The sequence below is a fragment of the Limimaricola soesokkakensis genome (genome assembly GCF_900172345.1).
Lineage (GTDB): Bacteria > Pseudomonadota > Alphaproteobacteria > Rhodobacterales > Rhodobacteraceae > Limimaricola > Limimaricola soesokkakensis.
The window spans coordinates 28966-51402 of sequence record NZ_FWFY01000012.1 but is presented as its reverse complement, the minus strand read 5'-3'; the positions used below and the strand labels follow the sequence as shown (position 1 = coordinate 51402).

Annotated in this window: 18 protein-coding genes; 7 read left to right on the top strand and 11 right to left on the bottom strand. The window is 68.7% G+C overall.

Going from position 1 to position 22437, the window contains the following annotated elements; translation table 11 throughout:
* Positions 1–129: 129 nt before the first annotated feature.
* Positions 130–2421, top strand: coding sequence for an FdhF/YdeP family oxidoreductase (locus LOS8367_RS15975; protein WP_085897542.1), 2292 nt, complete (start codon positions 130–132; stop codon positions 2419–2421).
* Between the two features lie 19 nt (positions 2422–2440).
* Here LOS8367_RS15975 and LOS8367_RS15970 read toward each other — a convergent pair whose 3' ends face one another.
* The 3 genes from LOS8367_RS15970 to LOS8367_RS15960 form a co-directional block, all read right to left on the bottom strand.
* A complete protein-coding gene (locus LOS8367_RS15970; RefSeq protein ID WP_106535103.1) occupies positions 2441–3175 on the bottom strand; it encodes a metallophosphoesterase in 735 nt (244 codons plus the stop codon).
* Between the two features lie 70 nt (positions 3176–3245).
* Positions 3246–3911 (bottom strand): hypothetical protein, encoded by a 666-nt coding sequence (locus tag LOS8367_RS15965; protein WP_133056349.1) that lies wholly within the window; start codon positions 3909–3911, stop codon positions 3246–3248.
* 82 nt (positions 3912–3993) lie between these two features.
* Positions 3994–4266 (bottom strand): hypothetical protein, encoded by a 273-nt coding sequence (locus LOS8367_RS15960; protein ID WP_085897539.1) that lies wholly within the window; start codon positions 4264–4266, stop codon positions 3994–3996.
* A 156-nt stretch (positions 4267–4422) separates the two neighbouring features.
* Here LOS8367_RS15960 and purU point away from each other — a divergent pair, with 156 nt between their 5' ends.
* Positions 4423–5280, top strand: a complete 858-nt coding sequence (purU, locus tag LOS8367_RS15955) for a formyltetrahydrofolate deformylase (RefSeq protein ID WP_085897538.1) — start codon at positions 4423–4425, stop codon at positions 5278–5280.
* Positions 5281–5283: 3 nt separating this feature from the next.
* On the opposite strand, the gene LOS8367_RS15950 is transcribed toward purU, so the two are convergent.
* The 3 genes from LOS8367_RS15950 to LOS8367_RS15940 form a co-directional block, all read right to left on the bottom strand.
* A complete protein-coding gene (locus tag LOS8367_RS15950; RefSeq protein ID WP_085897537.1) occupies positions 5284–6609 on the bottom strand; it encodes an AI-2E family transporter in 1326 nt (441 codons plus the stop codon).
* Complete coding sequence (locus tag LOS8367_RS15945) at positions 6590–7369, bottom strand: SDR family NAD(P)-dependent oxidoreductase (protein WP_085897536.1); 780 nt, start codon at positions 7367–7369, stop codon at positions 6590–6592. The genes LOS8367_RS15950 and LOS8367_RS15945 overlap by 20 nt, the downstream gene beginning before the upstream one ends.
* A gap of 95 nt (positions 7370–7464) precedes the next feature.
* On the bottom strand, positions 7465–8910 hold the full coding sequence (locus LOS8367_RS15940) for a mannose-1-phosphate guanylyltransferase/mannose-6-phosphate isomerase (protein ID WP_085897608.1): 1446 nt from the start codon (positions 8908–8910) through the stop codon (positions 7465–7467).
* Positions 8911–9158: 248 nt separating this feature from the next.
* On the opposite strand from LOS8367_RS15940, the gene LOS8367_RS15935 reads away from it, so the two are divergent.
* The gene (locus LOS8367_RS15935) at positions 9159–10205 is read left to right on the top strand and encodes a DUF475 domain-containing protein (protein ID WP_085897535.1); all 1047 of its coding nucleotides are present in this window, start codon (positions 9159–9161) and stop codon (positions 10203–10205) included.
* A gap of 64 nt (positions 10206–10269) precedes the next feature.
* Here the strand turns inward: LOS8367_RS15935 and LOS8367_RS15930 are convergent, their stop codons facing one another.
* The 5 genes from LOS8367_RS15930 to LOS8367_RS19115 form a co-directional block, all read right to left on the bottom strand.
* Complete coding sequence (locus tag LOS8367_RS15930; protein WP_085897534.1) at positions 10270–12465, bottom strand: DEAD/DEAH box helicase; 2196 nt, start codon at positions 12463–12465, stop codon at positions 10270–10272.
* A 669-nt stretch (positions 12466–13134) separates the two neighbouring features.
* On the bottom strand, positions 13135–14877 hold the full coding sequence (locus LOS8367_RS15920) for an OFA family MFS transporter (RefSeq protein ID WP_085897532.1): 1743 nt from the start codon (positions 14875–14877) through the stop codon (positions 13135–13137).
* A gap of 205 nt (positions 14878–15082) precedes the next feature.
* Positions 15083–17110, bottom strand: coding sequence for a cache domain-containing protein (locus LOS8367_RS15915; protein ID WP_085897531.1), 2028 nt, complete (start codon positions 17108–17110; stop codon positions 15083–15085).
* Positions 17089–18459, bottom strand: a complete 1371-nt coding sequence (locus LOS8367_RS15910; protein WP_085897530.1) for a sigma-54-dependent transcriptional regulator — start codon at positions 18457–18459, stop codon at positions 17089–17091. The genes LOS8367_RS15915 and LOS8367_RS15910 overlap by 22 nt, the downstream gene beginning before the upstream one ends.
* Before the next feature lie 310 nt (positions 18460–18769).
* Positions 18770–18937 (bottom strand): hypothetical protein, encoded by a 168-nt coding sequence (locus tag LOS8367_RS19115; protein WP_165761500.1) that lies wholly within the window; start codon positions 18935–18937, stop codon positions 18770–18772.
* A 30-nt stretch (positions 18938–18967) separates the two neighbouring features.
* Here LOS8367_RS19115 and LOS8367_RS15905 point away from each other — a divergent pair, with 30 nt between their 5' ends.
* The 4 genes from LOS8367_RS15905 to LOS8367_RS15895 all read left to right on the top strand — a co-directional run bounded on the left by LOS8367_RS15905 (position 18968) and on the right by LOS8367_RS15895 (position 22434).
* A complete protein-coding gene (locus LOS8367_RS15905) occupies positions 18968–20077 on the top strand; it encodes a glycosyltransferase (RefSeq protein ID WP_085897607.1) in 1110 nt (369 codons plus the stop codon).
* A gap of 97 nt (positions 20078–20174) precedes the next feature.
* Entirely contained in the window at positions 20175–20309 is a 135-nt protein-coding gene (locus tag LOS8367_RS19425; protein ID WP_278247978.1) for a hypothetical protein, read from the top strand.
* The gene (locus tag LOS8367_RS15900; RefSeq protein WP_085897529.1) at positions 20306–21355 is read left to right on the top strand and encodes an acyltransferase family protein; all 1050 of its coding nucleotides are present in this window, start codon (positions 20306–20308) and stop codon (positions 21353–21355) included. The genes LOS8367_RS19425 and LOS8367_RS15900 overlap by 4 nt, the downstream gene beginning before the upstream one ends.
* Complete coding sequence (locus tag LOS8367_RS15895; protein WP_085897528.1) at positions 21352–22434, top strand: glycosyltransferase; 1083 nt, start codon at positions 21352–21354, stop codon at positions 22432–22434. The genes LOS8367_RS15900 and LOS8367_RS15895 overlap by 4 nt, the downstream gene beginning before the upstream one ends.
* Positions 22435–22437: the final 3 nt, after the last annotated feature.

The window sequence follows — 22437 nt, the reverse complement described above, 5'->3', positions numbered from 1 at the left end:
CTTCGGGCGCCGGGCGGAACCCCGCCATCCGACAGCGGTTGTCCGCCGAGAGCTGTAATATCGCCTGATGGGCGCCGGTGGCGAGGCGAGGGCCGATGGCGAGGTCCAATGGCGAGGGAAGGACCGAACATGACCGATCGCAAGGAAACTCAGCAGCGCGAGGATCTGCCGCATTACGAGCACCCCTCGGGCGGTTGGGGCTCGCTGCAAAGCGTCGCCAAACACATGGGTCAGGAGCGGCCCGATCCCGGCGTGATCGAGACGCTGCGCCGCCAGAACAAGCCCGGCGGCCACATGTGCACCTCCTGCGCATGGACCAAGCCGCCGAACCCGCATATCGCCGAGTTCTGCGAGAACGGCGCAAAGGCGACGCTGTGGGACCTGACGCGGGACCGCTGCACGCCCGAGTTCTTCGCGCGCCACACCGTGTCCGAACTGCGGACATGGTCTGATTACGATCTCGAGATCCAGGGCCGGCTGACGCATCCGATGCGTTACGACCCGGCCAGCGACAAGTATGTCGAGACGACATGGGACGAGGCCTTTGCCGGAATCGGCGCGAAGCTGGCCGAGATCCGCGCGAGGGACCCGAAATCGGTGGTCTTCTACGCCTCGGGCCGCGCCAGTCTCGAGACCTCCTATCTCTGGGCGCTGTTCGCCCGGCTCTATGGCAACAACAACCTGCCGGACAGTTCCAACATGTGCCACGAGACCACCAGCGTCGGTCTCAAAAAGGTCACCGGCAGCCCGGTCGGCACCTGCGTGCTGTCGGATTTTGACCACTGCGACATGATCATCTTCATGGGGCAGAACACCGGCACCAACTCGCCGCGCTTCCTGCATCCCCTGCGCGCCGCCAAGAAACGCGGCTGCAAGATCGTCACCTTCAACCCGGTGCGCGAGGCCGGTCTCGTCACCTTCCGGGACCCGCAGAACCCGGTCGAAATGCTGGCGGGCAAGGAGACGGTGATCTCGGACCGCTACCTGCAACTCAAACCCGGTGGCGACGTGGCGGTGCTCGCCGGTCTGTGCAAGCGCGTCTTCGAGATCGATGACGAGCAGGGCGGCGGCGTGATCGACCGGACCTTCGTCGCGCAGCACACGTCGGGCTGGCCCGAATTCGAGAAGAAGATCCGCGAGATCGACTGGGCCGATATCGAGCGTGTTTCGGGGCTGCGCCACGAGGATATTGCCGAGATCGGCGAGATGTACTGCAACTCCGAGAAGGTGATCGGCATCTACGGCATGGGGCTGACCCAGCACGTGCATGGCAGCCTCAACATCGCGATGTATGTCAACCTGCTGCTGATGCGTGGCAATATCGGTCGCGAAGGGGCGGGGATCTCGCCGGTGCGCGGCCATTCGAACGTGCAGGGCCAGCGCACGGTCGGCATCTCGGAAAAGCCCGAACTCGTGCCGCTCGACAAGATCGACGAGCTGTTCGGCTTCAAGAGCCCGCGCGACGAAGGCACCACCACGGTCGAGGCGGTGCAGGGCATCCTCGACGGGTCCATCAAGGGCTTCGTGTCGCTGGGGGGCAATTTCGCCCGGGCGATCCCGGATCAGGGCCGCACCGACCGCGCATGGAAGGATCTGGAGATCAACGTCCAGATCGCGACCAAGCTCAATCGCAGCCATACCCTGATCAGCAAGGAGGCCTGGCTGCTGCCCTGCCTCGTGCGCTCGGAGCTGGACATGCAGGCGACCGGGCCGCAGGCGGTGTCGATGGAGGACAGCCTGTCGATGATCCATGGCAGTCAGGGCAGGCGCGAGCCCGCCTCCAAGATGCTGCGCTCCGAGCCCTTCATCGTCGCCGGTATCGCCAAGGCGACACTGCCGCCGAACCCCAAGGTGAAGTGGGAGGACTGGGTCGGCGACTACGCCCTCGTGCGCGACCTGATCGAGAAGACCTATCCCGACAAGTTCACCGATTTCAACGAAAGGCTGTTCACGGCGGGCGGCTTCTACAAGGGCAATCCGGCGCGCGAGCGACACTGGAAGACCGAGACCGGCAAGGCGATCTTCACCGCGCCCGAGACGCTCTCGGCGCTGGGGCAGGTGCCGGGACCGGACAGCTACACCCTCGTCACGGTGCGCTCGAACGACCAGTTCAACACCACGATCTACGGCTTCGACGACCGGCTGCGCGGGCTCAAGACCGACCGGCACGTGGTGATGATGAATCCCGAGATGATCGCCAAGGCGGGCCTCAGGGAAGGGCAGGAGGTGACGCTCTCCTGCGCCATAGAGGATGGCGAGACGCGCGAGGTCGGCGGGCTCAGGGTCATCGCCTACGACCTGCCCGACGACACGGTGCTGACCTACTATCCCGAAACCAACCCGCTGGTGCCGCTCGACTACCATGACGAGCTGTCGAAGACCCCGGCCTACAAGGGCGTGCCGGTCCGCATCAGGGCCTGACTTCGACTTCGGCCGGGGCTCAGCCTTCGGTCGTGAAGGAGACCGTGCCATCCGAGATCCGGGCCGCCGTCAGGCGGCCCGTCGCCCATGCGCCGGTATCGATGGCGATCCGCCCGTCCTCCATGAGCGGCGCCGCCTGAACCACGTGGCCATGCACCACCCAAAGCCCGTCGCGGCGGGGCAGGGTGGCGAATTTGGGATGCCCCCAGAGCAGGGTCTGCGCCGCCTGCCGGCCCGGCGGGTGATCGGGGTCGAGCCCGGCATGGGCCGCCACGAGGTTGCCGCTGCTCCAGAGCAGCGGCGCCGCGCGCAGCCAGTCCAGCATCGGCCCCAGCGCCGCGCCGAGTTCCGCGGCGGCGCGCGCCGCCTCGCCCGGCAGTTCGAGATCGGGGGCCGCCACGCCGAAGCTCGCCAGCGTGGCGGTGCCGCCATTGTGCAGCCATGGCGCGGCCTTGCGCTGCGGTGCATCGAGAAAGTCGAGCATCATCTGCTCGTGATTGCCGCGCAGGCAGATCACACGGTCATGGCGCCAGTGATGCAGCAGCCGCAGCACCCCGGCGCTGTCGGGACCGCGATCGATCATGTCGCCGAGGATCACGATCGGCGCGAGGGCGTCGCGCCGCGCGATGCGACGCAGCAGCGGCGCCAGCAGGTCGCGGCGGCCATGCACGTCGCCGATCGCGTGGACCGTCGTCGTCGGGGCAACGGGGCCGCCTTTGAAACGGCGTCCGGTCAGGGCTGGCAACAGGCTCATGCCCATTCGATAGCGCGCCGCGCCTCCGTGCGCCACAGGCCCGGCGTCATGGCCCGGCGCGCGCCGTCCCTCAGCCCAGAACCAAGCCGCTAGCGATCAAGGCCAGTTGGAGCAGGCTGCGACCCACGCGAAAGCCGCCGCGACGATACAGGGGCAGGGGGTGGGCGGCGGCAACCGCCAGAAGCGACAGGAAGACGAGTTGTGTGATGCCTATGCCATTCGCCGCCAATACGATCACGAGCGGCGCCCAGAGGATCGTGATGGCCACCACTGCCCCGCGGCCCGCGCCAGCCAAGATGGCGACCTCGCTCTCCGTGGCCGGTTCCTCCCAGAAGGCGCGATCGGCCGCGTTCCAAGCGCCGAGGAGCGCGCCAACCAGGATAACGACCGACAGCCAGATCGGGCCGATCCGGGTGGTGTCGTCCAGGATCATGAGCACGAGCGCGAACTGAACGCATTGCCCGAACCCCATGCACCAGCGGGTCAGCGGCTTCGGGGCTCCGGCCCTGTCGGCAGTGATGGCGCCGCGCGAGAGGTCCCTGACGACTAGCAGCGAAGCGAACGTAAAGCTCATCCGCGAGAGCACGACCGATCCAGGGAGATCGCTCATCGCGGCCAGATACGCACCGGTCAAGGCGGCGACCGCCGAGCTAATCAGGAGCTCGACGATCAGAGGCCGCTGTTCCGCGAGGTCCGAGAACCATGCCATCCGCCACATCGCCTTGCTCGCGTCCAAGCTCCCTATATGCAACCTATAGGAGAGTCATGCGAGACTTGGCAACGGGTTTTGCAGGCTCGGCCCGCGCGTGAGGCCTGCCTCAGTCGCGGCTCACCAGCTTGTTGAAGCGGCTCGCCGCGCCGTCGGCGGCACGATCCTGATGCAGAAAGGCCAGCTTGCTTTCCTCGAAGATGGCGAACCAGTCGTCCCAGTCGATCCGCTCCAGCCCCTCGGCGCTGGGTTCGAAGTCGATTCTGAGAATGCCGCCCTCGCGCTTGTCGGCGGTATCCGACACCCGGGCGGGATGGCCGCCCCGGGCCTCGCACCATTCGCGGATCTCGTCATGGTCGGTGGTGGTCTTCGCGTCGCTCATCTCGTGCTCCTATCGGAAACCTTCGTTCCCTAACGCGGCGGCGGAGCCGCGGTTTCCCGTTCCGATGTCGCCAAACCGCGCCGGAGCGGCGCGCGCGTGCTGGCATAAGGGGGCGGAGCGGGCGACAAGCGGTGCCAGCCCCAGACGAGAGATGCCATGACCACCCATATCCTGACGCTCACCTGTCGCAACCGCCCCGGCATCGTCGCCGCCGTCGCCACCGCACTGGCCGAGACCGGCGGCGACATCACCGAAGCGCGGCAGTTTGACGACACGCTCACCGGCACCTTCTTCATGCGCGTGGCGTTCCGGCTGCCACAGGAAGTCGGCGGCGACGGGGCCTTCCGCGCCAAGATGGACGGCATCGGCACCGCCTTCGGCATGCAGTGGACGCTGAATCCGCAGGATTACCGGCAGAAGGTGCTGATCCTCGTCTCCAAGTTCGATCATTGCCTCGCCGATTTGCTCTATCGGCAGCGCATCGGCGAGATGCCGATGGACCTCGTCGCGGTGGCGGGCAACCATCCGCAGAGCGCGCTATCGGTGCGGCTGCCCGAGGAGGTGCCCTATCACCACCTGCCGATCACCAAGGAAACCAAGCCGCAGCAGGAGGCCGAGATCCGGGCGCTGGTCGAGGAGACGGGGGCCGAGCTGGTGGTGCTGGCGCGCTACATGCAGATCCTCTCGGACGAGATGTCGGCCTGGCTCTCGGGGCGCTGCATCAACATCCACCACTCCTTCCTGCCGGGCTTCAAGGGGGCCAAGCCCTATCATCAGGCGCATGCGCGCGGGGTGAAGATGATCGGCGCTACGGCGCATTACGTGACCGAGGATCTCGACGAGGGGCCGATCATCAGCCAGGACGTCGAGCACGTCACCCATGCCGACACGCCCGACGACCTCGTCGCCAAGGGCCGCGACATCGAGCGGCGTGTGCTGGCCCGCGCGGTGGCGCTACATCTCGACCGGCGGGTGCTGGTGAATGGCGGCCGCACCGTGGTGTTCGGCAAGTAGCGCTCAGTCGGCGGTATCGGCCTTGCCCGGTACCCCGAGTTGCGCGTCGACGCCGTCGTAATCGGTCTCGTCCGAGAGGCCGAGCGCGATCCAGCGCAGCCCCGGGACATGGGCGCAGGCGACCATCACCACCATGGTGATCGGCACCGCCAGGATCGCGCCCGCCACGCCCCAGACCCAGCCCCAGAACAGCAGCGCGCAGAGGATCACCAGCGCCGAGATCGACAGGTGCCGGCCCTGCACGCGCGGGTCGATGTAGTTGCCCATCACCTGCTCGATCGCCAGCACCCCCGCGCCGACCATCACCGCGGTCCACGGATCGCGGGTGGCGAAGGCATAGACCACCGGCAGGATGCCGGAGATCAGCGAGCCGATCGAGGGTACGAAGTTGAACACGAAGGTCAGCAGCGCCCAGACGATCAGCAGGTCGAGCCCGAAAATCCACAGCCAGCCGACATAGAGCAGCGCGGTGACGATGCCGAGGATAAAGCGTACCCAGAGATAGCTGCGGGTCTTCTCGGCAACGAGGTCGACGGCGCCGCTGACCTCGGCGCGCTTGTCGGGGCGCAGCATCGCGCCGAGCTTGGAATACCAGCGCGGCGCCTCGGACAGCATCAGCAGCGTCAGGAAGAAGATCAGCACCAGCGCCAGCGCGATCGCCGAGATGGTGGAGATCACTGTGGTGGCGAGGCCGGAGGCGCGCTCCATCAGCGTGCCGCCGAAGCCCCCCGACCCTGCAAGGCCGCGGATCTGTTCGACCAGCCCGGTGGCGGCGCCGCCGCCCTGTGACGGGTCGGGCGCGTCGCTGGGGTTGAGCCCGGCGCCGGGCGTGGCCTGGATCGCGCTTTCGACCGCGGCGCCGGTGGCGCCCGCCGCGGCCTCGCCGGTCGCGGTCTCCTCGGCCTGCTCGGCATCCTCATCCGGCGCGTTGCCGTCGCCTTGCTCGGCGCTGCCAACGTTCTCGCCGCCGCCCGAAAGCTGCTCGACCGCCTCGCTGGCCTGTTCGGCCGGAAACCGGGTCAGAAATTGCTGGGCGGAGATCCACAGCGCGCCCATGAAGGCCGCCAGCACAAGCGCCAGGAGCGTCATCGCCGCGAGATGGCCGATCCAGGCGCGGCCGCCCGCCCAGGAGGTGACGCGGGCGTCGACAGGGGAGAGCAGCAACGCGAGGAAGAAGGCAAAGACGATCGGCAGGAAGACCGGCTGCATGACGTGCAGCGCCCAGCCCACCAGCACCAGCGTGATCACCCCCAGCATGCCGAGGGCGGGGTGGGCGAGGCCGCGTGGCAGCAGCCTGCGGGCCTCGGGTTCAGGCTCCCTGTCCGACATGCAGCGACAATCCTCCGTCGATGGTGAAGGTCTGGCCGGTGACGTAGTCGGCCTCGGGAGAGGCGAGGTAGACCGCGAGATGCGCGACCTCCTCGGGTTTGCCGGCGCGACGCCACGGGATGTGACGCACCTGCTGCTGGAGCTGTTCGGGGTCGTCCATCGCCTCCTGGTTCATCGCCGTGAGGATCATCCCTGGCGCGATGTTGTTGACCGCGATCCGGTCGGGCGCGAGTTCAAGGCACAGCGTGCGCGTCAGGTTGCGCAAGCCGCCCTTGGCGGCGTCATAGGCGGCGGAGCCGATACGCGGGATCTCCTCATGCACCGAGGAGATGTTGACGATGCGCCCGCCGCCACCCACCGCGCGGCGGGCATGGATGAAGGCGCGGCAGCACAGGAACGGGCCGAACAGGTCGGTCTTGAGCATCTTCTCCCAGCTCTCGTCCGACATCTCGGCCACCTCGTCGCCGGGCGCGTCCATCCCGGCACAGTTGACGAGGATGTCGGGCGCGCCGAAGGCGTCCGAGGCGGCGGCAAAGAGCCGCTTCACGTCTTCGGGGCTGGTGTGGTCGCATTGCACCGTCACCGCCGCGCGGCCCGCATCGCGCACCGCCTTGGCGGTGTCCTCGGCGTCGTCGGCGGCCTCGAGATAGGCCAGAACCAGATCGGCGCCCTCGCGGGCAAAGGCGATGGCGGTCGCCCGGCCGATCCCGGATTCAGCGCCGGTGACGATGGCGATCCTGTCCTGCAGCCGTTCGGTCATGTGCCCCTCGCTCAAGCTCGGGGCACAGGCCATCCGGGCCCCGTCAGGGGGGCAACTGCCCGCGCCGATCAGGGTTCCGGAAACCGCTTGCGGGTTCAGCCCCGGGCGTAGACGTCCTCGTATCTGACGATGTCGTCCTCGCCGACATAGGCGCCGGTCTGGACCTCGATCAGCACCATCGGCACCTTGCCGGGGTTCTCCATGCGGTGGACGGCGCCGAGCGGGATGTAGACCGATTGGTTCTCGGTCACGAGCTTCACCTCGTCGTCGATGGTGACCCGGGCCGTGCCCTCGACCACGATCCAGTGCTCGGAGCGATGGTGGTGGCTTTGCAGGCTGAGCGAGGCGCCGGGATGGACGAGGATCCGCTTCACCTGGAACCGGCCGCCGACCACGAGGCTCTCGAACCAGCCCCAGGGGCGGTGGTCCTTCGGGAAGGCGGTGGCCTGCACGGCCTTTTTGGCCTTCAGCGCCTCGACCGCCTTCTTCACATCCTGGGCACGGCGCATGTCGGCCACCAGCACCGCGTCGTTCATCGCGATCGCCATGACGTTCTCGAGCCCGATGCCGACGATCTCCAGCCGGTCGTTCTCGGAGCGCAGCAGCGTGGCGCGGCAGTCGATCGCGGTGGCGCCCTGGGACGTGACGACGCCGTTCGCGTCGGGGCCGCTCTCGCGCCAGACCGCGTCCCAGCCGCCGAGGTCGGACCAGGCCGCCTGGTAGGGCACGACCGAGAGGTTCGGCGCCTTTTCCATCACCGCGTAGTCGATCGAGATGTCGGGCGCGCCAGCCCAGGAGGCCGGGTCGAGCCGCAGGAAGCCCAGATCGGTTTTCGCCTGCGCCAGCGCCGCCTCGACCGGCCCGAGGATCTCGGGCGCATGCTCGCGAAACGCCGCGACCATGTCGGCGGCGCGGGCCATGAAGATGCCGGCGTTCCACAGGAAGTTGCCCGAAGCCAGCATGTCCTCAGCGCGGCCGGCATCGGGCTTTTCGACGAAGCGGGTCAGGGGCTGCGGCGCGCCGTCGCCGACCGGGCCTTCGAGCTCGAGATAGCCGTAGCCGGTTTCGGCATGGGTCGGCGCGATGCCGAAGGTCACGAGGCGGCCCTCGGAGACCGGCCCGAGCCCGCGCGCCACGGCGGCGTGAAAGGCGGGCGCGTCGGGCACCACGTGATCGGAGGGCGCGACCAGCATCACCGCCTCGGGGTTCTCGGCCACCAGATGCAGCGCCGCGGCGAGGATCGCGGGGGCGGTATTGCGCCCCTCGGGCTCGATCAGCACCGCGCCGGGATCGATACCGGCAAGGCCGAGCTGCTCGGTCACGATGAAGCGGAAATCGGAATTGGTGAGCACCAGCGGCGCGGCGAAGCCCAGGGCCCCGTCCGGCCCCAGCCCGCGCCCGTGCAGCCGCCGGGCCGAGGCCTGGAACAGCGTCTCCTCGCCCATCAGCGGCACGAACTGCTTGGGATAGCTCTTGCGCGAGAGCGGCCAGAGCCGCGTGCCGGAGCCGCCGCAGAGAAGAACCGGGGTGATGTCACTCATATCGATTACCATGATAAATTACTGTCCACTACAATTTCGCCTTCAGGTAGAATCCCGAGAGGCCTACGCCGCCTTATCGGCGTCTTGGGCGAACTCCTACCGTCAATCCGTCCTCTCTGAAAAGACCTCTTGGCCGGCTTCTGGCCAATCGGGCCGGGGCAGGGGCCGATCATGCACCGATCCCGGGCGGCGCTGGACATTATCGCACCACCGCAGCATCACTTCGGGGCATCACGGGAGGGTTGTTTATGCGCGCGGCGATAGGTCGGTATTTCGCTTGGTCGTTCGGTGTCACGATACTGGGTCTGGTGCTGGCGGTCTGGCTGGGCTGGCGGCAGGGCGGCGCGGCAGGCGCACTGTCCTTCGGGATCATCGCCACTGTGCTGGCGGTGCTGGAAATCTCGCTCTCCTTCGACAATGCCATCGTCAACGCCAACAAACTCGACACCATGTCGGAGGTCTGGCGCCGACGTTTCCTCACATGGGGCATCCTGATCGCGGTGTTCGGTATGCGGATCGTCTTTCCGCTCGCGGTGGTGGTGGTCGCCGCCGGGGTCGGTCCATGGGAGGCGGTGCGCCTCGCTGCCGCCGAGCCTGCCGAATACGCGCGGATCATGGAAGAGGCGCATCTGTCGATCACCGCCTTCGGCGGCACCTTCCTGATGATGGTCGCGCTCTCCTTCTTCATCGACGAGAGCAAGGAGGTCGACTGGTTCGGCAGTCTCGAACGGCGGCTGCGGCGCGCCGCCGGCGTGCAGGGGCTGCAGATCGGGCTGGTGCTCGTGGTACTGGTCAGCTTCGCGGTGGTGCTCGACCCGGTCGATACCGGCACCTTCCTGTTCTCGGCGCTTTTGGGGCTCCTGAGCTTTCTGGCGCTCGACATGCTGGGCAACTGGCTCGATGCCGAGGAAGAGGTGGGGGCGGCGGCTCGCGCCGGCGGACTGGGCGCATTCCTCTATCTCGAGGTGCTCGATGCGAGCTTTTCCTTCGACGGGGTGATCGGCGCCTTCGCGGTGACCAAGAACCTGTTCCTGATCGCCATCGGTCTCGGGATCGGCGCGATGTATGTGCGCTCCATGACGATCATGCTGGTCGAGAAGCGCACCCTGGCCGAGTTCCGCTACCTCGAACACGGGGCGTTCTACTCGATCCTGGTGCTGTCGGTGCTGATGTTCGCCCAGACGCTGGTGCATGTGCCCGAGGCGATCACCGGCTTGCTGGGCGCGGCGTTGATCGGGGTCGCCCTGTGGTCCTCGATCCGCCACAACCGCGCGCAGGAGATCCGCGAAGCCTGACGGGCCCCCGGAAACGCGAAGGGGTTCCCGAGCGGGAACCCCTTCGTTCGTCTTGCGCCCCGGTTCAGTCGCGGCGCTTGGGAGCGTCGAAGCCGCCCTTGCGCGCCGCGGGCTTGCCGGCCTTCGTGCCACTCTTGGCACCGGTCGGCGGGGTGAAGCGGCGCGAGGTGTCGGCGGCGCCGCGCGGCTTGGACGGGCCTTCGGGCTTGCCGGGACGAGGTCCGGGCTTGGCACCGGGCTTGAAGGGCTTGCTACCCGGCTTGCCGCCGGACTTGCCGCCGCGCTCGGAAACCGCGCCATCGCGGCTGCGGTCGAACGGCTTGGCGTCCTTCTTCTTCCAAGGCTTGTCGCCGGTCTCGCCGTCGCGTTTCTTCCATGGCTTGCCCTCGGGCTTGCCGCCACCGGCCTCGGGCTTCTTCCAGGATTTGTCGCCACGCGGCTTGTCGCCCGCGGGCTTGTCCGCGCGAGGCTTGCGCGGCGGGCGGCTATCCTCGGCCGCGGGCTGCGGCGCAGGCGCGGCCGGGGCCGGGGCTGCGGGGGCCGTGGCCTCGGGGGCGGGGCGCGGCGCATGCTCCGGACGGGGTCCGCGATCGGGTCGCGGGGCCCGCTCGGGCCGATCACCGCGCTCGGGGCGGGGGCCACGTTCGGGCCGCTGCCCGCGCTCGGGCCGGGGGCCGCGCGACAGGTCCGGCGCCGCGTCGAGCGCGGTCATCTTCAGGCCCTCTTCGGGCGACATGTCGGGGCCGATCGCCCGCAGGAAGCCGGGCACCGAGGCTTCGGCGATCTCGACGAAGGTCTCGGTCTCCTGAATTCGGATCGCGCCGATCGCGTCCTTGGAGATGTCGCCGGCGCGGCACAGCAGCGGCAGGAGCCAGCGCGCCTCGGCCCGCTCGTTGCGGCCGACGGAAAGCGAGAACCACTTGCCGGGGCCGAAGCTCTCGGCAGGGCGCTTCTGCGGCTTGGCATCGGGGGCCTGCAGTTCCTCGGGCGCCGAACGGCGGGCGCGGTAGAGCGCCAGATAGGCCGCCGCGATGGTCTCGGGCGCGTGCCGGTCGAGCAGCTTGGCGGCGAAGACCTTGGCATCCTCGGTCACCTCGGCGTTCCAGACCGGATCGTCGAGCAGCCGCGCCTCGTCGGCGGCGAGGATGTCCTCGGCCGAGGGCGGCACGGTCCAATCGGCCGAGAGCTTCGCGGTGCCGAGCAGGCGCTCGGCCTTCTTGCGCAGCTTCATCGGCACGATCAGCGCGCTGACGCCCTTGCGCCCCGCACGGCCGGTCCGGCCCGAACGGTGCAGCAGCGTCTCGGAGTTCGAGGGCAGCTCGGCGTGGATCACCAACTCCAGATCGGGCAGGTCGATGCCGCGCGCCGCGACGTCGGTGGCGACGCAGATCCGGGCGCGTCCGTCGCGCATCGCTTGCAGCGCATGGGTGCGCTCGTTCTGGGTCAGCTCGCCCGAGAGCGAGACGACCGAAAAGCCACGGTTCGACAGCCGCGCCGTGAGGCGGGCCACGGTGGCGCGGGTGTTGGCGAAGACGATGGCGTTGGTGGCGTCCTGATGGCGCAGCGTGTTGATGATCGCCGCCTCCTCGTCGCCCTGCGCTACCTGCAGCGCCTTGTAGGCGATGTCGGCGTGTTGACCGCCTTTGGTGGCGACGACGACGCGCTCGGCGTCGTTCTGGAAATCCTGCGCCAGCTTGGCGATGGCCGGCGGCACCGTGGCCGAGAAGAGCAGCGTCCGGCGCGCCTCGGGGCAGGCCGAGAGAATGAATTCGAGATCGTCGCGGAAGCCGAGGTCGAGCATCTCGTCGGCCTCGTCGAGCACCACGGCGCGGATGTCCGAGAGGTCGATCGCGCCGCGGCGCACGTAGTCGGCAAGGCGGCCCGGCGTGGCGACGACGATATGCGCGCCGCGGTCGAGCGCACGGCGCTCGTCGCGGATCTCCATGCCGCCGATCGCCGTGGCGAGACGGGCGCCGGCGCCGCGATAGAGCCAGTCCAGCTCGCGCATCACCTGGCTCGCCAGTTCGCGGGTCGGCGCGATGGCCAGCGCGACGGGGGCGGCGGCGCGGCCGAGCTGACCGTTCTCGTCGAGGATGGTCGGGCCGATGGCGAGGCCGAAGCCCACGGTCTTGCCGGAGCCGGTCTGCGCCGAGACCAGCAGGTCGCGCTCGGCAAGCTCCGCTGCGGTGACGGCCTCCTGCACCGGAGTGAGCGTGTCGTAGCCGCGCGCATCAAGCGCGTCCCTGAGGGTCTGCATCATAGGTAAGAAATGTCCGTTGGTCCAAGATCGGCAATAGCCGGGATCCGCGCCGGATCGCGCGGTGTCAGACCAAGCCTCATAGACGGATCATGCGGCGCTGTATAGCGCCAATAGCGCCCCGGCCTAGCGGAACAGGAAGCAATCCACCGGTGCCGCCGGTTCCTCGGGGCGGTTGGCGGCCTCGACAGGGGCTGCTTGGGGGAGCGGCACGGGTTTCGCAAGTCGGGCCCGCGCGACGGAAAGGCTCTTCCTGCGGCCGGGCTTCGGGGTCACCAGAGCCACCTTCGGCATGGCGGGGAGGGGCGTGGGGCGGGGCTGTGACCGGCGCGCGCAAAGCAGATCGGCGGCGACGGCCTCGATATGGACGCTCTCCGAGTCCTTCGCCGAATAGCAGATCGCCGATTGAGCTAGCATGTTCTTCTCCCTGCCCCTGCCGCGACATCATCTTTTTAGGCTCGAAGCCGGTGATGTTTGGCCGCCGGCGCGTTGAGCCGGCTGGAGTTCTGGATCGGGTTTTCGCCGTTTCGTTGCAAGCGCGCGGCGTGAAGACCGGCGGAAACATGCCCGATGCATCTTGGACCCCAACAACCCTGGGGCGCACTTGAAACAAAGGGCCGCGCCAGTGGCGCGGCCCTGAAACTTTTCGTCTCAATAATGGCTTACGTAGGGTTACTCACCCGGCACGGCGCTCATGCCCGCATCCGACTCACGGTAGTGATGCTTATCGCGTACCGGGCGCATCATCAGGTTGGCGAAGAAGGCCACGACCAGCAGTGCCGCCATCACGTACATCGTGGTGTTGTAAAGGCTCGAGGTCGGATCGACCGTGCCCGCGGGCGCGATCTCCATCAGTCGTGCGATGGTGACGGTCTTGGCCGCGACCAGCTGGTCGAGCTGGTCGAGCCCCGCGCCGAACTTCTCGGCGAAGGCCGCCGGGTCGACCTTAGCCGCGAGATCGGCGACCGCGGATTTCACCGACATGTCGCGCAGCGAGGTGATCAGCAGCGGGCCGAGCACGCCCGCCGTCGACCATGCCGTCAGCAGCCGTCCGTGGATGCCGCCCACATGCATGGTGCCGAACATGTCCGCCAGATAGGCCGGGATCGTCGCGAAGCCGCCGCCATACATGGTGAAGATGATCATGGTCGCGACGTAGAAGCCGATCAGCCAGATGATCGAGGGGTCCGACGCCGTGGCGGAGGCGAAGAACGGGATCGACAGGTAGAGCGCCGCGCCCAGCACGAAGAAGATCGTGTAGGTGGTCTTGCGGCCGATATAGTCCGAGGTCGAGGCCCAGAAGAAACGGCCCACCATGTTGAAGACCGAGATCATCAGCACGTAGGTCGAGGCGAAGGCCGCCGTCACGATCAGCGGCATCGAGGTGCCGTAGATCTCGCTCATCATCGTCTTGGCCACGCCGATCACGCCGATACCGGCGGTGACGTTGAAGCACAGCATCAGCCAGAGCTGCCAGAATTGCGGCGTCTTCATCGCTTGGTCGATATGCACGTTCGAGCGGGTGATCATCCCGGCGGAGGCCGATTCCGGCTTCGGCTGCCAGCCCTCGGGCTTCCAGTCCTTGGCCGGCACGCGGAAGCCGAAGGCGGCGATGATCATCACCACGAAATAGCCGATCCCGAGGGTCAGGAAGGTCGCGGCGGCGCCGGTATCGCCGGTGCCCACCGCGTAGAGGCCGTTGGCGACGACGCCGTCGATCTGGCCCGCCTGCGCGGCGGTGGCGCTGACCGCCTCGATCAGCTGGCCGTTCTGCTCGACGAAAAGCCGGCCGTTCTCGGTGCTGGTGGTGACCTCACCGGTCATGCCGAGGAAAGTCGGCGCCTCGGAATAGAGGCCCAGCAGCCAGGATTTGAGCGGGGTGGCGATGATCGCGCCGCCGCCGAAGCCCATGATCGCCATGCCGGTGGCCATGCCGCGCCGGTCCGGGAACCAGCGGATCAGGGTCGAGACCGGCGAGACGTAGCCGAGGCCCAGGCCGCAGCCGCCGAGCACGCCATAGCCGAGATAGACCAGCCAGAGCTGGTGCGCGGCGATGCCGAGCGAGCCGATCACGAAGCCGCCGCCCCAGAGGCAGGCGGAGAGCACGCCGACCATGCGCGGCCCGACCTTCTCGAGCCACTTGCCGCCGAAGGCGGCGGCGAGGCCGAGGAACACGATCGCGACCGAGAAGATCCAGACCACCGAGGAGAGCGACCAGTCATCGCCCGCCGGCGCCACGACGCCCAGCTCGCGGGTCAGCGGCGGGTTGAAGACCGACCAAGCATAGACCGAACCGATGCACAGGTGGATCGCGATCGAAGCGGGGGGGACCAGCCAGCGGTTGAAACCGGGCTTGGCCACGATGTTGTCCTTGTGAAGGAATCCGAACGGCCCCTTCGCGTCACTCAAGCTCATGATGTCTCCTCCCAGAGTCGCGGCGCCTGCCCGCCGAGCAGAGCCGTCATGGCGGCGATGCTTGCGGCGCACATCTTGAACTGTCAAGAAAAATACATATCTGAAACAATGACTTAGATGGACATTCTGTCGGGAGTTGGCGCCCGTGGGGGTCAGGAAGTGGACATTTTGTCCGCCGACCTCGTGCCCCTTGATCGCTGCGCGGTCAGCCGGTCCCTGTGGCGGGGCCGGCCGCAGGCAGGCGGATCGTGAAGCGGCTGCCTTGGCCCGGTTCGCTCGCGGCGAGGATGGTGCCGCCTGCCTGGGTCACGAGGGTCTGGCTGATCGACAGGCCAAGTCCGGTGCCGCGGCTGCGCTTGGTGGTGAAGAACGGATCGAAGATGCGCGCCAGCACCTCCGGCGCGATGCCGGGCCCGGTATCGGCGACCTCGATCTCGACCCAGTCGCGCCCCTCGTGCCGCGCCTCGCGGCTGGCGATCCGCAAGGTACCGCCATCCGGCATGGCATGCGCGGCATTGACCACGAGGTTGATCAGCACCTGGGTCAGCTCGCCGCGATCCATGGCGACGCGGGCGCCCGGCGATAGGTCGGTCTCGATTTTGAGATTGCCTTCGCCCGACTGGTGTCGCGCGAGGGCCAACGCATCGCGCACCGCCTCGCCCGCCTCCAGCGTCTCGCCGGAGGGCGCGTAATCGCCGGGGCGGGCGAATTGCAGGAGCTTCGACACCATGGCCGAGATCCGGTGCACCTGCGCGTCGATCAGGTCGAACTCGGTCTTCACGTCGCGCGCCACCTCCGGCGGCAGCGTCTCGCGCGCAACGTCGAGATTGCCCTGGATCACCGCCACAGGGTTGTTGATCTCATGCGCGACGCTGGCGGTGATTTCGCCCACGGCGGCGAGCTTTTCCGACAGCACCAGCTGCCGCGTCGCTTGTTCGAGCCGGTCCTTGGCCTCGCGCAGGTCGCGGGTGCGCGCCTCGACCTCGCGCTCCAACTCGGCGGCCCAGTCGCGCAGCCGTGCGTCGCGCTCCTGCACCTGGTCGAGCAGCGTGTCGAGATGGCCCGCGACCTGGCCGATCTCGTCCGGTCCCTGCAGATGGATGCGCGCGCGCAGGTCCCCAGCCTCGACCCGGGCCATGGTCTGGGTCATCCGCTCCAGCGGCAGGAAGATCCGCCCCGCCCATCGCAGGAACAGCGGCACCGTGATCGCCAGCACCGCCAGCAGCGACAGCGCCACCCACAGGAGCGAGTTGGCCCGCGCCGCGGAGAAGGGCGCTTCGAGAAAGCCGACATAGAGCATGCCCACCGCGTCGCCGTGGCTATCGCGGATCGGCTCGTAGGCCGAGACGTACCAGTCATTGACCACGAAGGCGCGGTCGAGCCATGTCTCGCCGCGCTCCAGCACCCGCTCGGACACCGCCTCGGAAACTCTCGTGCCAAGCGCCCGGACATTCTCGAACAATCGCACGTTGGTCGAGACCCGCACATCGCCCAGAAACAGCGTCGCGGTGCCGCGGCTGCCCTCGGGCAGAGAGCGGTCGCGGTAGACGAGGTCGTTGATCGTGTCGATGAAGCCGAGATTACGGTTGAGCAGCACGCCCCCCACCAGCGCCGCGCGGCCACCCCCCGCCAGTGTCACCGGCGCTGCCGCGTGGATCATCATGCCGCGATCCTCCCGGTCGCGCTCGGTCGGGCGCGCGGCGGCGGTGGGCACCAGCGGGATCGCCGCGCGCGCGGCCAGATCCGGCGACAGCGCGGCGAGCGTGGCCGGGGCGAACAGGTCGACCGCGCTCATCGCCCGCCCCTCCAGCGCCGACGCGATCACCGGCCAGTCCTCGGCCGACAGGATCGCGTCGAAACGCGAGATACCGCCGGGCCGGGCGAGGAACAGGAAGTCGAAGCCGAGCGCGTCGCGGCGCCCGGCGAGGAAGCCCTGCGCCGAGGGGTCGCGCGCGATAGCCGCCGCGAACTCGGTCGAGGCGCCGAGCGCGTCGAGCCGCTCGGCCGCGTTCTCCAGAAGCCGGCCGAGATACTGGTCGGCGATGGTCAGGTCGGAGTTCACCTTGACGATCAGAAGCTCGTCGAGCCGGTCCGACCAGCGCAGCACGATCACCCCGATGAAAAGCGGTAGCAGCACCAGCACCGGCAAGAGCGCGATCGCCAGCAGCCGCGCCCGCACCGACCGGGCAAAGAGTCCGAAGGGGCGCAGCGTCACAGCCCCCAGGCGGCGCATTTGCGATCGATGGTCTTGCGGCTGACGCCGAGTCGCCGCGCCGCCTCGGCGCGGTTTCCACCCGTGGCCTCCAGCGCCGAGAGGATCTCGCGCCGCTCCACGTCGTCGAGCGGCTCGATCGGGCTGCTGGGTGGTGGGCTGAGCTGCTCGAACGGGAAGCGGCCGAAGATCAGCGCCCGCTCGACGAAGTTGCGCAGCTCGCGGATATTGCCGGGCCAGTCATGGCGCAGGATCGCGGCGCGGACAGGCGCGTCGATCTCGACCCGGGGCAGGCCGAGCTGGGACGACAGCTCATCGACGAACAGCGCGGCGAGATCAACCGTGTCAGCGCCGCGCCGCCGCAGCGGCGGCATGTTGATCTCGAGCACGTTGACCCGGAACCACAGATCCTCGCGGAAACGGCCCGCGGCGACCTCGTCGGGCAGGGTCTTGGAGGTGGCGAAGACGAGGCGGATGTCGAGCGGCCGCTCGCGCTCGCTGCCGACGGGGCGCACGGTGCGGTGCTCCAGCACCCGCCGCAGCGCGGTCTGCGCCGAAGCCGAAAGCTCGCCGATCTCGTCGAGGAAGACGGTGCCGCCCTGCGCCGAGACGAGCAGCCCCTCGCGCGGGGCATCGGCGCCGGGAAAGGCGCCGCGGGTATGTCCGAACAACTCGATCTCCAGCATGTCGGCTGGGATCGCGGCGCAGTTGACCGGCACGAAGGGCCCCGCGGCGCGATCCGACAGCCCGTGCAGATGCCGCGCCGCCACCTCCTTGCCGGTGCCGCTCTCGCCGGTGAGCAGCACCGGCGAGGGAACACGGGCGACGCGTTCGAGCATCCGCCGCACCTCCTCGATCTGCTGCGAGGCACCGATCAGCCGGGTGCGGCGCGACCGGCCCGGATCGCCGGTGGCCAGCTCGTGGCGCAAGAGCGCGTTTTCGCGGCGCATCGCGGCCAGCTCGACGCAGCGGCGCACGGCGTTCAGAAGCTGGTTCGACCGGAACGGCTTGAGCACGAAATCCACCGCGCCCGCGCGCATCGCTTCGATCGCGGTGTCGAGATCGGCGAAGGCGGTCATGATGATCGTGTCGCTCTGGCTGCCGCGCCGCCGCTGCTCCGCCAGCCACTCCAGCCCCGAGCGCCCCGGCATCCGGTTGTCGAGGATCACCACGTCGAAGAGCTGCTGCGCGGTGAGCGCCTCGGCCGTCTCGGCGCTGTCGGCCTCGGCCACCTCGCGGCAGTGTGGCGCCAGCGTCTTCACAAGGAAATTGCGCATCCCCGGCTCGTCGTCGACGACGAGCAGCCGCGCGCCGGCCAGCCGCGCGGTCAGGCGTGCCGCCTCCGCGTCGTCCTCAGAGATCCTGTCCAACTGCCGATCCTCCCCGGGGGGCGATCATCGGACCTCCGCCCCCGGAGATCAATCCGGCACGCGGGGGGCGAGAGGCCGCATCCGCGCCCTTGCCGCAAGGTCCCGGTAGGTCGGTTCGTGCCGCGCGATGCCCTTGTTCGAAGTCCCTGCGAAGGCGCAGCCGATTCGTGTCGTGGCGGCATGCACCGCCGAGATCGAACCGGAAGCGGACATCCCCAGAAAGAGCGAGGGAGGGCATCGGTTGGGGCCCGGCATCGGCCAGCCTGGAGTGTTATTCTCTGAGTTGTCTTGATAATCATAAAATCACCATTTAGTTGCGCACCCGAATGGCGGTTGCCGCCGCAACGGGCAGGCGAAAAAGCCTGGCGACAAACCGGCTTTGCTGCGATGCGGCGGGGTTGCGGGGCGCGGCCGGGCCGGGCAAGTCTGCCTGTGGTTTTCGAGTGATGACGGTTTGAAGGGTGACGATGATGAGCATGATCCACAGGCGACCGACGGGCCGGACGGCATGAGCGAGACGCGCCGGGTCGCGATCATCCATTACTGGCTCGTGGGGATGCGTGGCGGCGAAAGGGTGATCGAATCCCTGTGCCGGATGTTCCCCGGGGCCGACATCTTCACCCATGTCGCGGACCCGTCGAAGCTCAGCGCCACGCTGACGCGGCACCGCATCACCGAAAGCCGCATCGCCCGGCTGCCGATGGCGCGCAGGCACTACCAGAAATACCTGCCGTTGATGCCACGGGCGCTCGAGGAGATCGACCTGTCCGGCTACGATCTGGTGATCTCGTCCGAGGCCGGCCCGGCCAAGGGCGTGATCGCGCCGCCGGACGCGCCGCATCTGTGCTACTGCCATTCGCCGATGCGCTATTTGTGGGACCAGTACCACGTCTATCGCGACGGGGCGGGGCGGGTGACGCGGGCGATGATGCCGCTGTTGGCGCCGTCGCTTCGGCAATGGGACGTCACCAGCGCCGCGCGTGTCGATGGCTTCGCGGCCAATTCGAACCACGTGGCGGACCGGATCCGCAAGTATTGGCGCCGCGAGGCCGAGGTGGTGCCGCCGCCGGTCGCGGTGCAGGATTTCGCGCCCGCACGGCCCGGCGAGCTGGGCGATTTCTACCTCTGGGCGGGAGAGTTGGCCCCCTACAAGCGGCCCGATCTGGCGATCGAGGCGTTTCGGCGGCTCGACAAGCCGCTGGTGGTGATCGGCGGGCCCGACAGCACGGTGACGCGGCTCAGATCCATGGCCGGGCCGCGCACGCATTTTCTGGGCAAGGCGCCGTTCGAGGTGCTGAAGGACCATCTCGCGCGCTGCCGGGCGCTGATCTTTCCGGGCGAGGAGGATTTCGGCATCGTGCCGATCGAGGCCATGGCTTCGGGCCGGCCGGTGATCGCCTATGGCCGGGGCGGCATCCTCGACTCGGTGGTCGAGGGCGAAACCGGGCTGTTCTTTCGCGACCAGAGCGTCGAGGCGCTGGTCGATGCGGTCGAGCGTTTCGAGGCCTCCGGGCTGGCCGGTGCCGGGCCCGAGGCCTGCGTCGCGCGGGCCGGGCATTTCACCGAAGAGGCCTTCCAGCAAGGAATTCGGCGCAGCCTCGCGGCCATCGGCGCCTGACCGATCCCCGGCCGGGCACCATGCCGCGCCATGCCCCCATGCGTCGAGGTCCGCAGGCCGCAAACAGTCTTTTTCACGAGTGTTCGAGGGTAGAGAAATGAGACAGACCGTGACCCGCAGCGTTGAAGGCGGCACCTCCGGCATCCGGCCAGAGCCGCAGTCGCATCGAAGCTTTCCGATCGGCGGCCTGCCCGCGGCGCTGATCCGCGACGGCCGGGGGGCGCCGCAATGACGGCGCTGGCGAGGGAAGCTACCTCGATCCCGGCAAGCGCGGGGCTGTCCAAGGCGGCGGCGCGCGACGCGCGCATCGACATCGCGCGCGGCATCGGCATGGTGCTCGTGGTCTGGGGGCACGCGCTCTACGGCGTCATGAATGCCGGGCACGACACGCAGATCCACCGGTTCGAGCTGCTCTCGATCTATACCACGCATATGGCGCTGTTCTTCATACTGGCCGGTCTGCTGGCCGGGTCGATCCGCAAGCGCAGCTGGCCCGAGTTCTGGAGCATGGCCTTCATGCGGGTGATCTGGCCGTACCTGCTGTGGTCGGTACTGCTCAAGACGATCCATTTCGCGATGAGCGGTTACGTGAACACGCCGCTCAAGGGCTATGCCGTCCTCGACATCCTGTGGAAGCCGCCGTCGGTGATGTGGTTTCTCTATGCGCTCTTGCTCGGGATGATCCTGCTGAAGCTGACCTCGGCCTTTTCCCGCCCGGCGACCGTCGCGCTTGCGGCGGTGCTCTTCGCGTCGGGGTACCTGCTGCCGGATCTCGATCCGCAGATGGACTGGATCCGCACCTCACTGCGCTTCATCGCGATCTATCTCGTGGCCGCGATGGTGGGCCGCGCCGGGTTCGAGCGGCTGCTGGCGCCCGCTTGGGTCGCGCTCGCGACCGGGGTGATGGTCGCGACGCTCGCCTATGCCTGGGTCGACGCGGCCGACCCGATCCCGGGCTATGCCGCCTTCGCGCCGCTCTATATCCCGGCGCTGCTGGCGGGGCCGGTGGTCGCGATGCGACTGGCCTATGCGATCGGCGCGGCACGGGACGGCGCCGCGCTCGGCGCGGCGCTGGCGCTGGTGGGGCGCAACACCATGCCGATCTTCGTCACCCATATCCTGTTCACCGCCGGGGTGCGCATCGTGATGCTGGAGCTTGGTCTGACCAACGCCTCGCTGATCATCGCGCTGGCCACGGTCATCGGGGTAATCGCGCCGCTCGTGGCGGCCATGCTGGCCGACCGGCTGCGGGTCGCAGCCTATCTGGGCTGGCGATGAACACCGTGCCGCGCCGCCTCTTCGTCAATGGCCGGTTCCTCGCGGGGCCGGTCACGGCCGTCAACGCCGTTGCCGCCGAGCTGACCGCCGCGCTGGCCCGCAGCGAGGGGCGCTGGCAGGTCAAGGTGGCGGTGCCGCCGGGACTGGCCGGGGCGGCAAGCGATCGCGGGCTGCCCCATCGCGTCACCGGTCGCGGCAGCGGCATCGGCTGGGAGCAGCGCGATCTTCCGGCGCTGCGGCGCGAGGGGGTGGTGGCGGGTTTCTTCAACACCGTACCGCTGCGCGGCACCGGCTACGTGACGATGCTGCACGACGCGCATGTCTTCACCACGCCGCGCTCCTATGGGCGCGCCACCGGCGCGTGGCGGCGGCTGCTGTCGCGCCGGGCCGGGGCGCGGGGCAATTATCTGCTCACCGTGTCGGAGCATTCGCGCAATGAACTGCTGGGGATCGGTCTCGGCGCGCCCGAGCGGATCGGCGTGGTGCATTGCGGTCTCGGCGAGGTCGGTCGGGTCGCCCCCGATCCCGGGCTGCGCGACCGGCTCGGGCTGGCGCCCCGGGGCTATTGCGTGGCGCTGGCGAGCCTGCTGCCGCACAAGAACATCGACCTGCTGCTGCGCGCCTTCGCGCATCCGGCGCTGGCCGGCACAAGGCTGGTGCTGGTGGGCAAGTCGACCCGGGAGGATTTCCTCGCCGCCGGGCATCGTCCCGGGCCGAACGTCCTTTTCGCGGGTTTCGTCAGCGACGCGGAGCTGGCGGCGCTGTACCAGACGGCGCTGGCGGTCTGCATGCCGTCGTTCGAAGAGGGTTTCGGCCTGCCGGCGCTCGAGGGCATGGCCTGCGGCTGCGTGGCGGTGGTGTCGGATCGCGGTGCCCTGCCGGAGGTGGTGGGCGAGGCCGGGCTGATCCTGCAGGCGAATGCCCCGGCCGCATGGGTCGCGGCGCTGGCGGCGCTGGCCCGCGATCCCGCGCGGCGCGAGACGCTCGAGCGGGCCGGCCGGGCCCGCGCCGCCGCCTTCACCTGGGACGAAGCGGCGGCGCGGATGCTGGCGCATCTCGACCGCTGGTTCGCGGGCTGATCC

What these genes read in the sequence shown, in the direction of transcription:
- LOS8367_RS15920 (WP_085897532.1), bottom strand. Translation starts at nt 14,877, where the DNA reads ATGAGCTTGAGTGACGCGAAGGGGCCGTTCGGATTCCTTCACAAGGAC.
- LOS8367_RS15975 (WP_085897542.1), top strand. Translation starts at nt 130, where the DNA reads ATGACCGATCGCAAGGAAACTCAGCAGCGCGAGGATCTGCCGCATTAC.
- LOS8367_RS15915 (WP_085897531.1), bottom strand. Translation starts at nt 17,110, where the DNA reads ATGCGCCGCCTGGGGGCTGTGACGCTGCGCCCCTTCGGACTCTTTGCC.
- LOS8367_RS15960 (WP_085897539.1), bottom strand. Translation starts at nt 4,266, where the DNA reads ATGAGCGACGCGAAGACCACCACCGACCATGACGAGATCCGCGAATGG.
- LOS8367_RS19425 (WP_278247978.1), top strand. Translation starts at nt 20,175, where the DNA reads ATGAGACAGACCGTGACCCGCAGCGTTGAAGGCGGCACCTCCGGCATC.
- LOS8367_RS15935 (WP_085897535.1), top strand. Translation starts at nt 9,159, where the DNA reads ATGCGCGCGGCGATAGGTCGGTATTTCGCTTGGTCGTTCGGTGTCACG.
- LOS8367_RS15970 (WP_106535103.1), bottom strand. Translation starts at nt 3,175, where the DNA reads ATGAGCCTGTTGCCAGCCCTGACCGGACGCCGTTTCAAAGGCGGCCCC.
- purU (WP_085897538.1), top strand. Translation starts at nt 4,423, where the DNA reads ATGACCACCCATATCCTGACGCTCACCTGTCGCAACCGCCCCGGCATC.
- LOS8367_RS15905 (WP_085897607.1), top strand. Translation starts at nt 18,968, where the DNA reads ATGAGCGAGACGCGCCGGGTCGCGATCATCCATTACTGGCTCGTGGGG.
- LOS8367_RS15900 (WP_085897529.1), top strand. Translation starts at nt 20,306, where the DNA reads ATGACGGCGCTGGCGAGGGAAGCTACCTCGATCCCGGCAAGCGCGGGG.
- LOS8367_RS15945 (WP_085897536.1), bottom strand. Translation starts at nt 7,369, where the DNA reads ATGACCGAACGGCTGCAGGACAGGATCGCCATCGTCACCGGCGCTGAA.
- LOS8367_RS19115 (WP_165761500.1), bottom strand. Translation starts at nt 18,937, where the DNA reads ATGCTCATCATCGTCACCCTTCAAACCGTCATCACTCGAAAACCACAG.
- LOS8367_RS15950 (WP_085897537.1), bottom strand. Translation starts at nt 6,609, where the DNA reads ATGTCGGACAGGGAGCCTGAACCCGAGGCCCGCAGGCTGCTGCCACGC.
- LOS8367_RS15930 (WP_085897534.1), bottom strand. Translation starts at nt 12,465, where the DNA reads ATGATGCAGACCCTCAGGGACGCGCTTGATGCGCGCGGCTACGACACG.
- LOS8367_RS15895 (WP_085897528.1), top strand. Translation starts at nt 21,352, where the DNA reads ATGAACACCGTGCCGCGCCGCCTCTTCGTCAATGGCCGGTTCCTCGCG.
- LOS8367_RS15940 (WP_085897608.1), bottom strand. Translation starts at nt 8,910, where the DNA reads ATGAGTGACATCACCCCGGTTCTTCTCTGCGGCGGCTCCGGCACGCGG.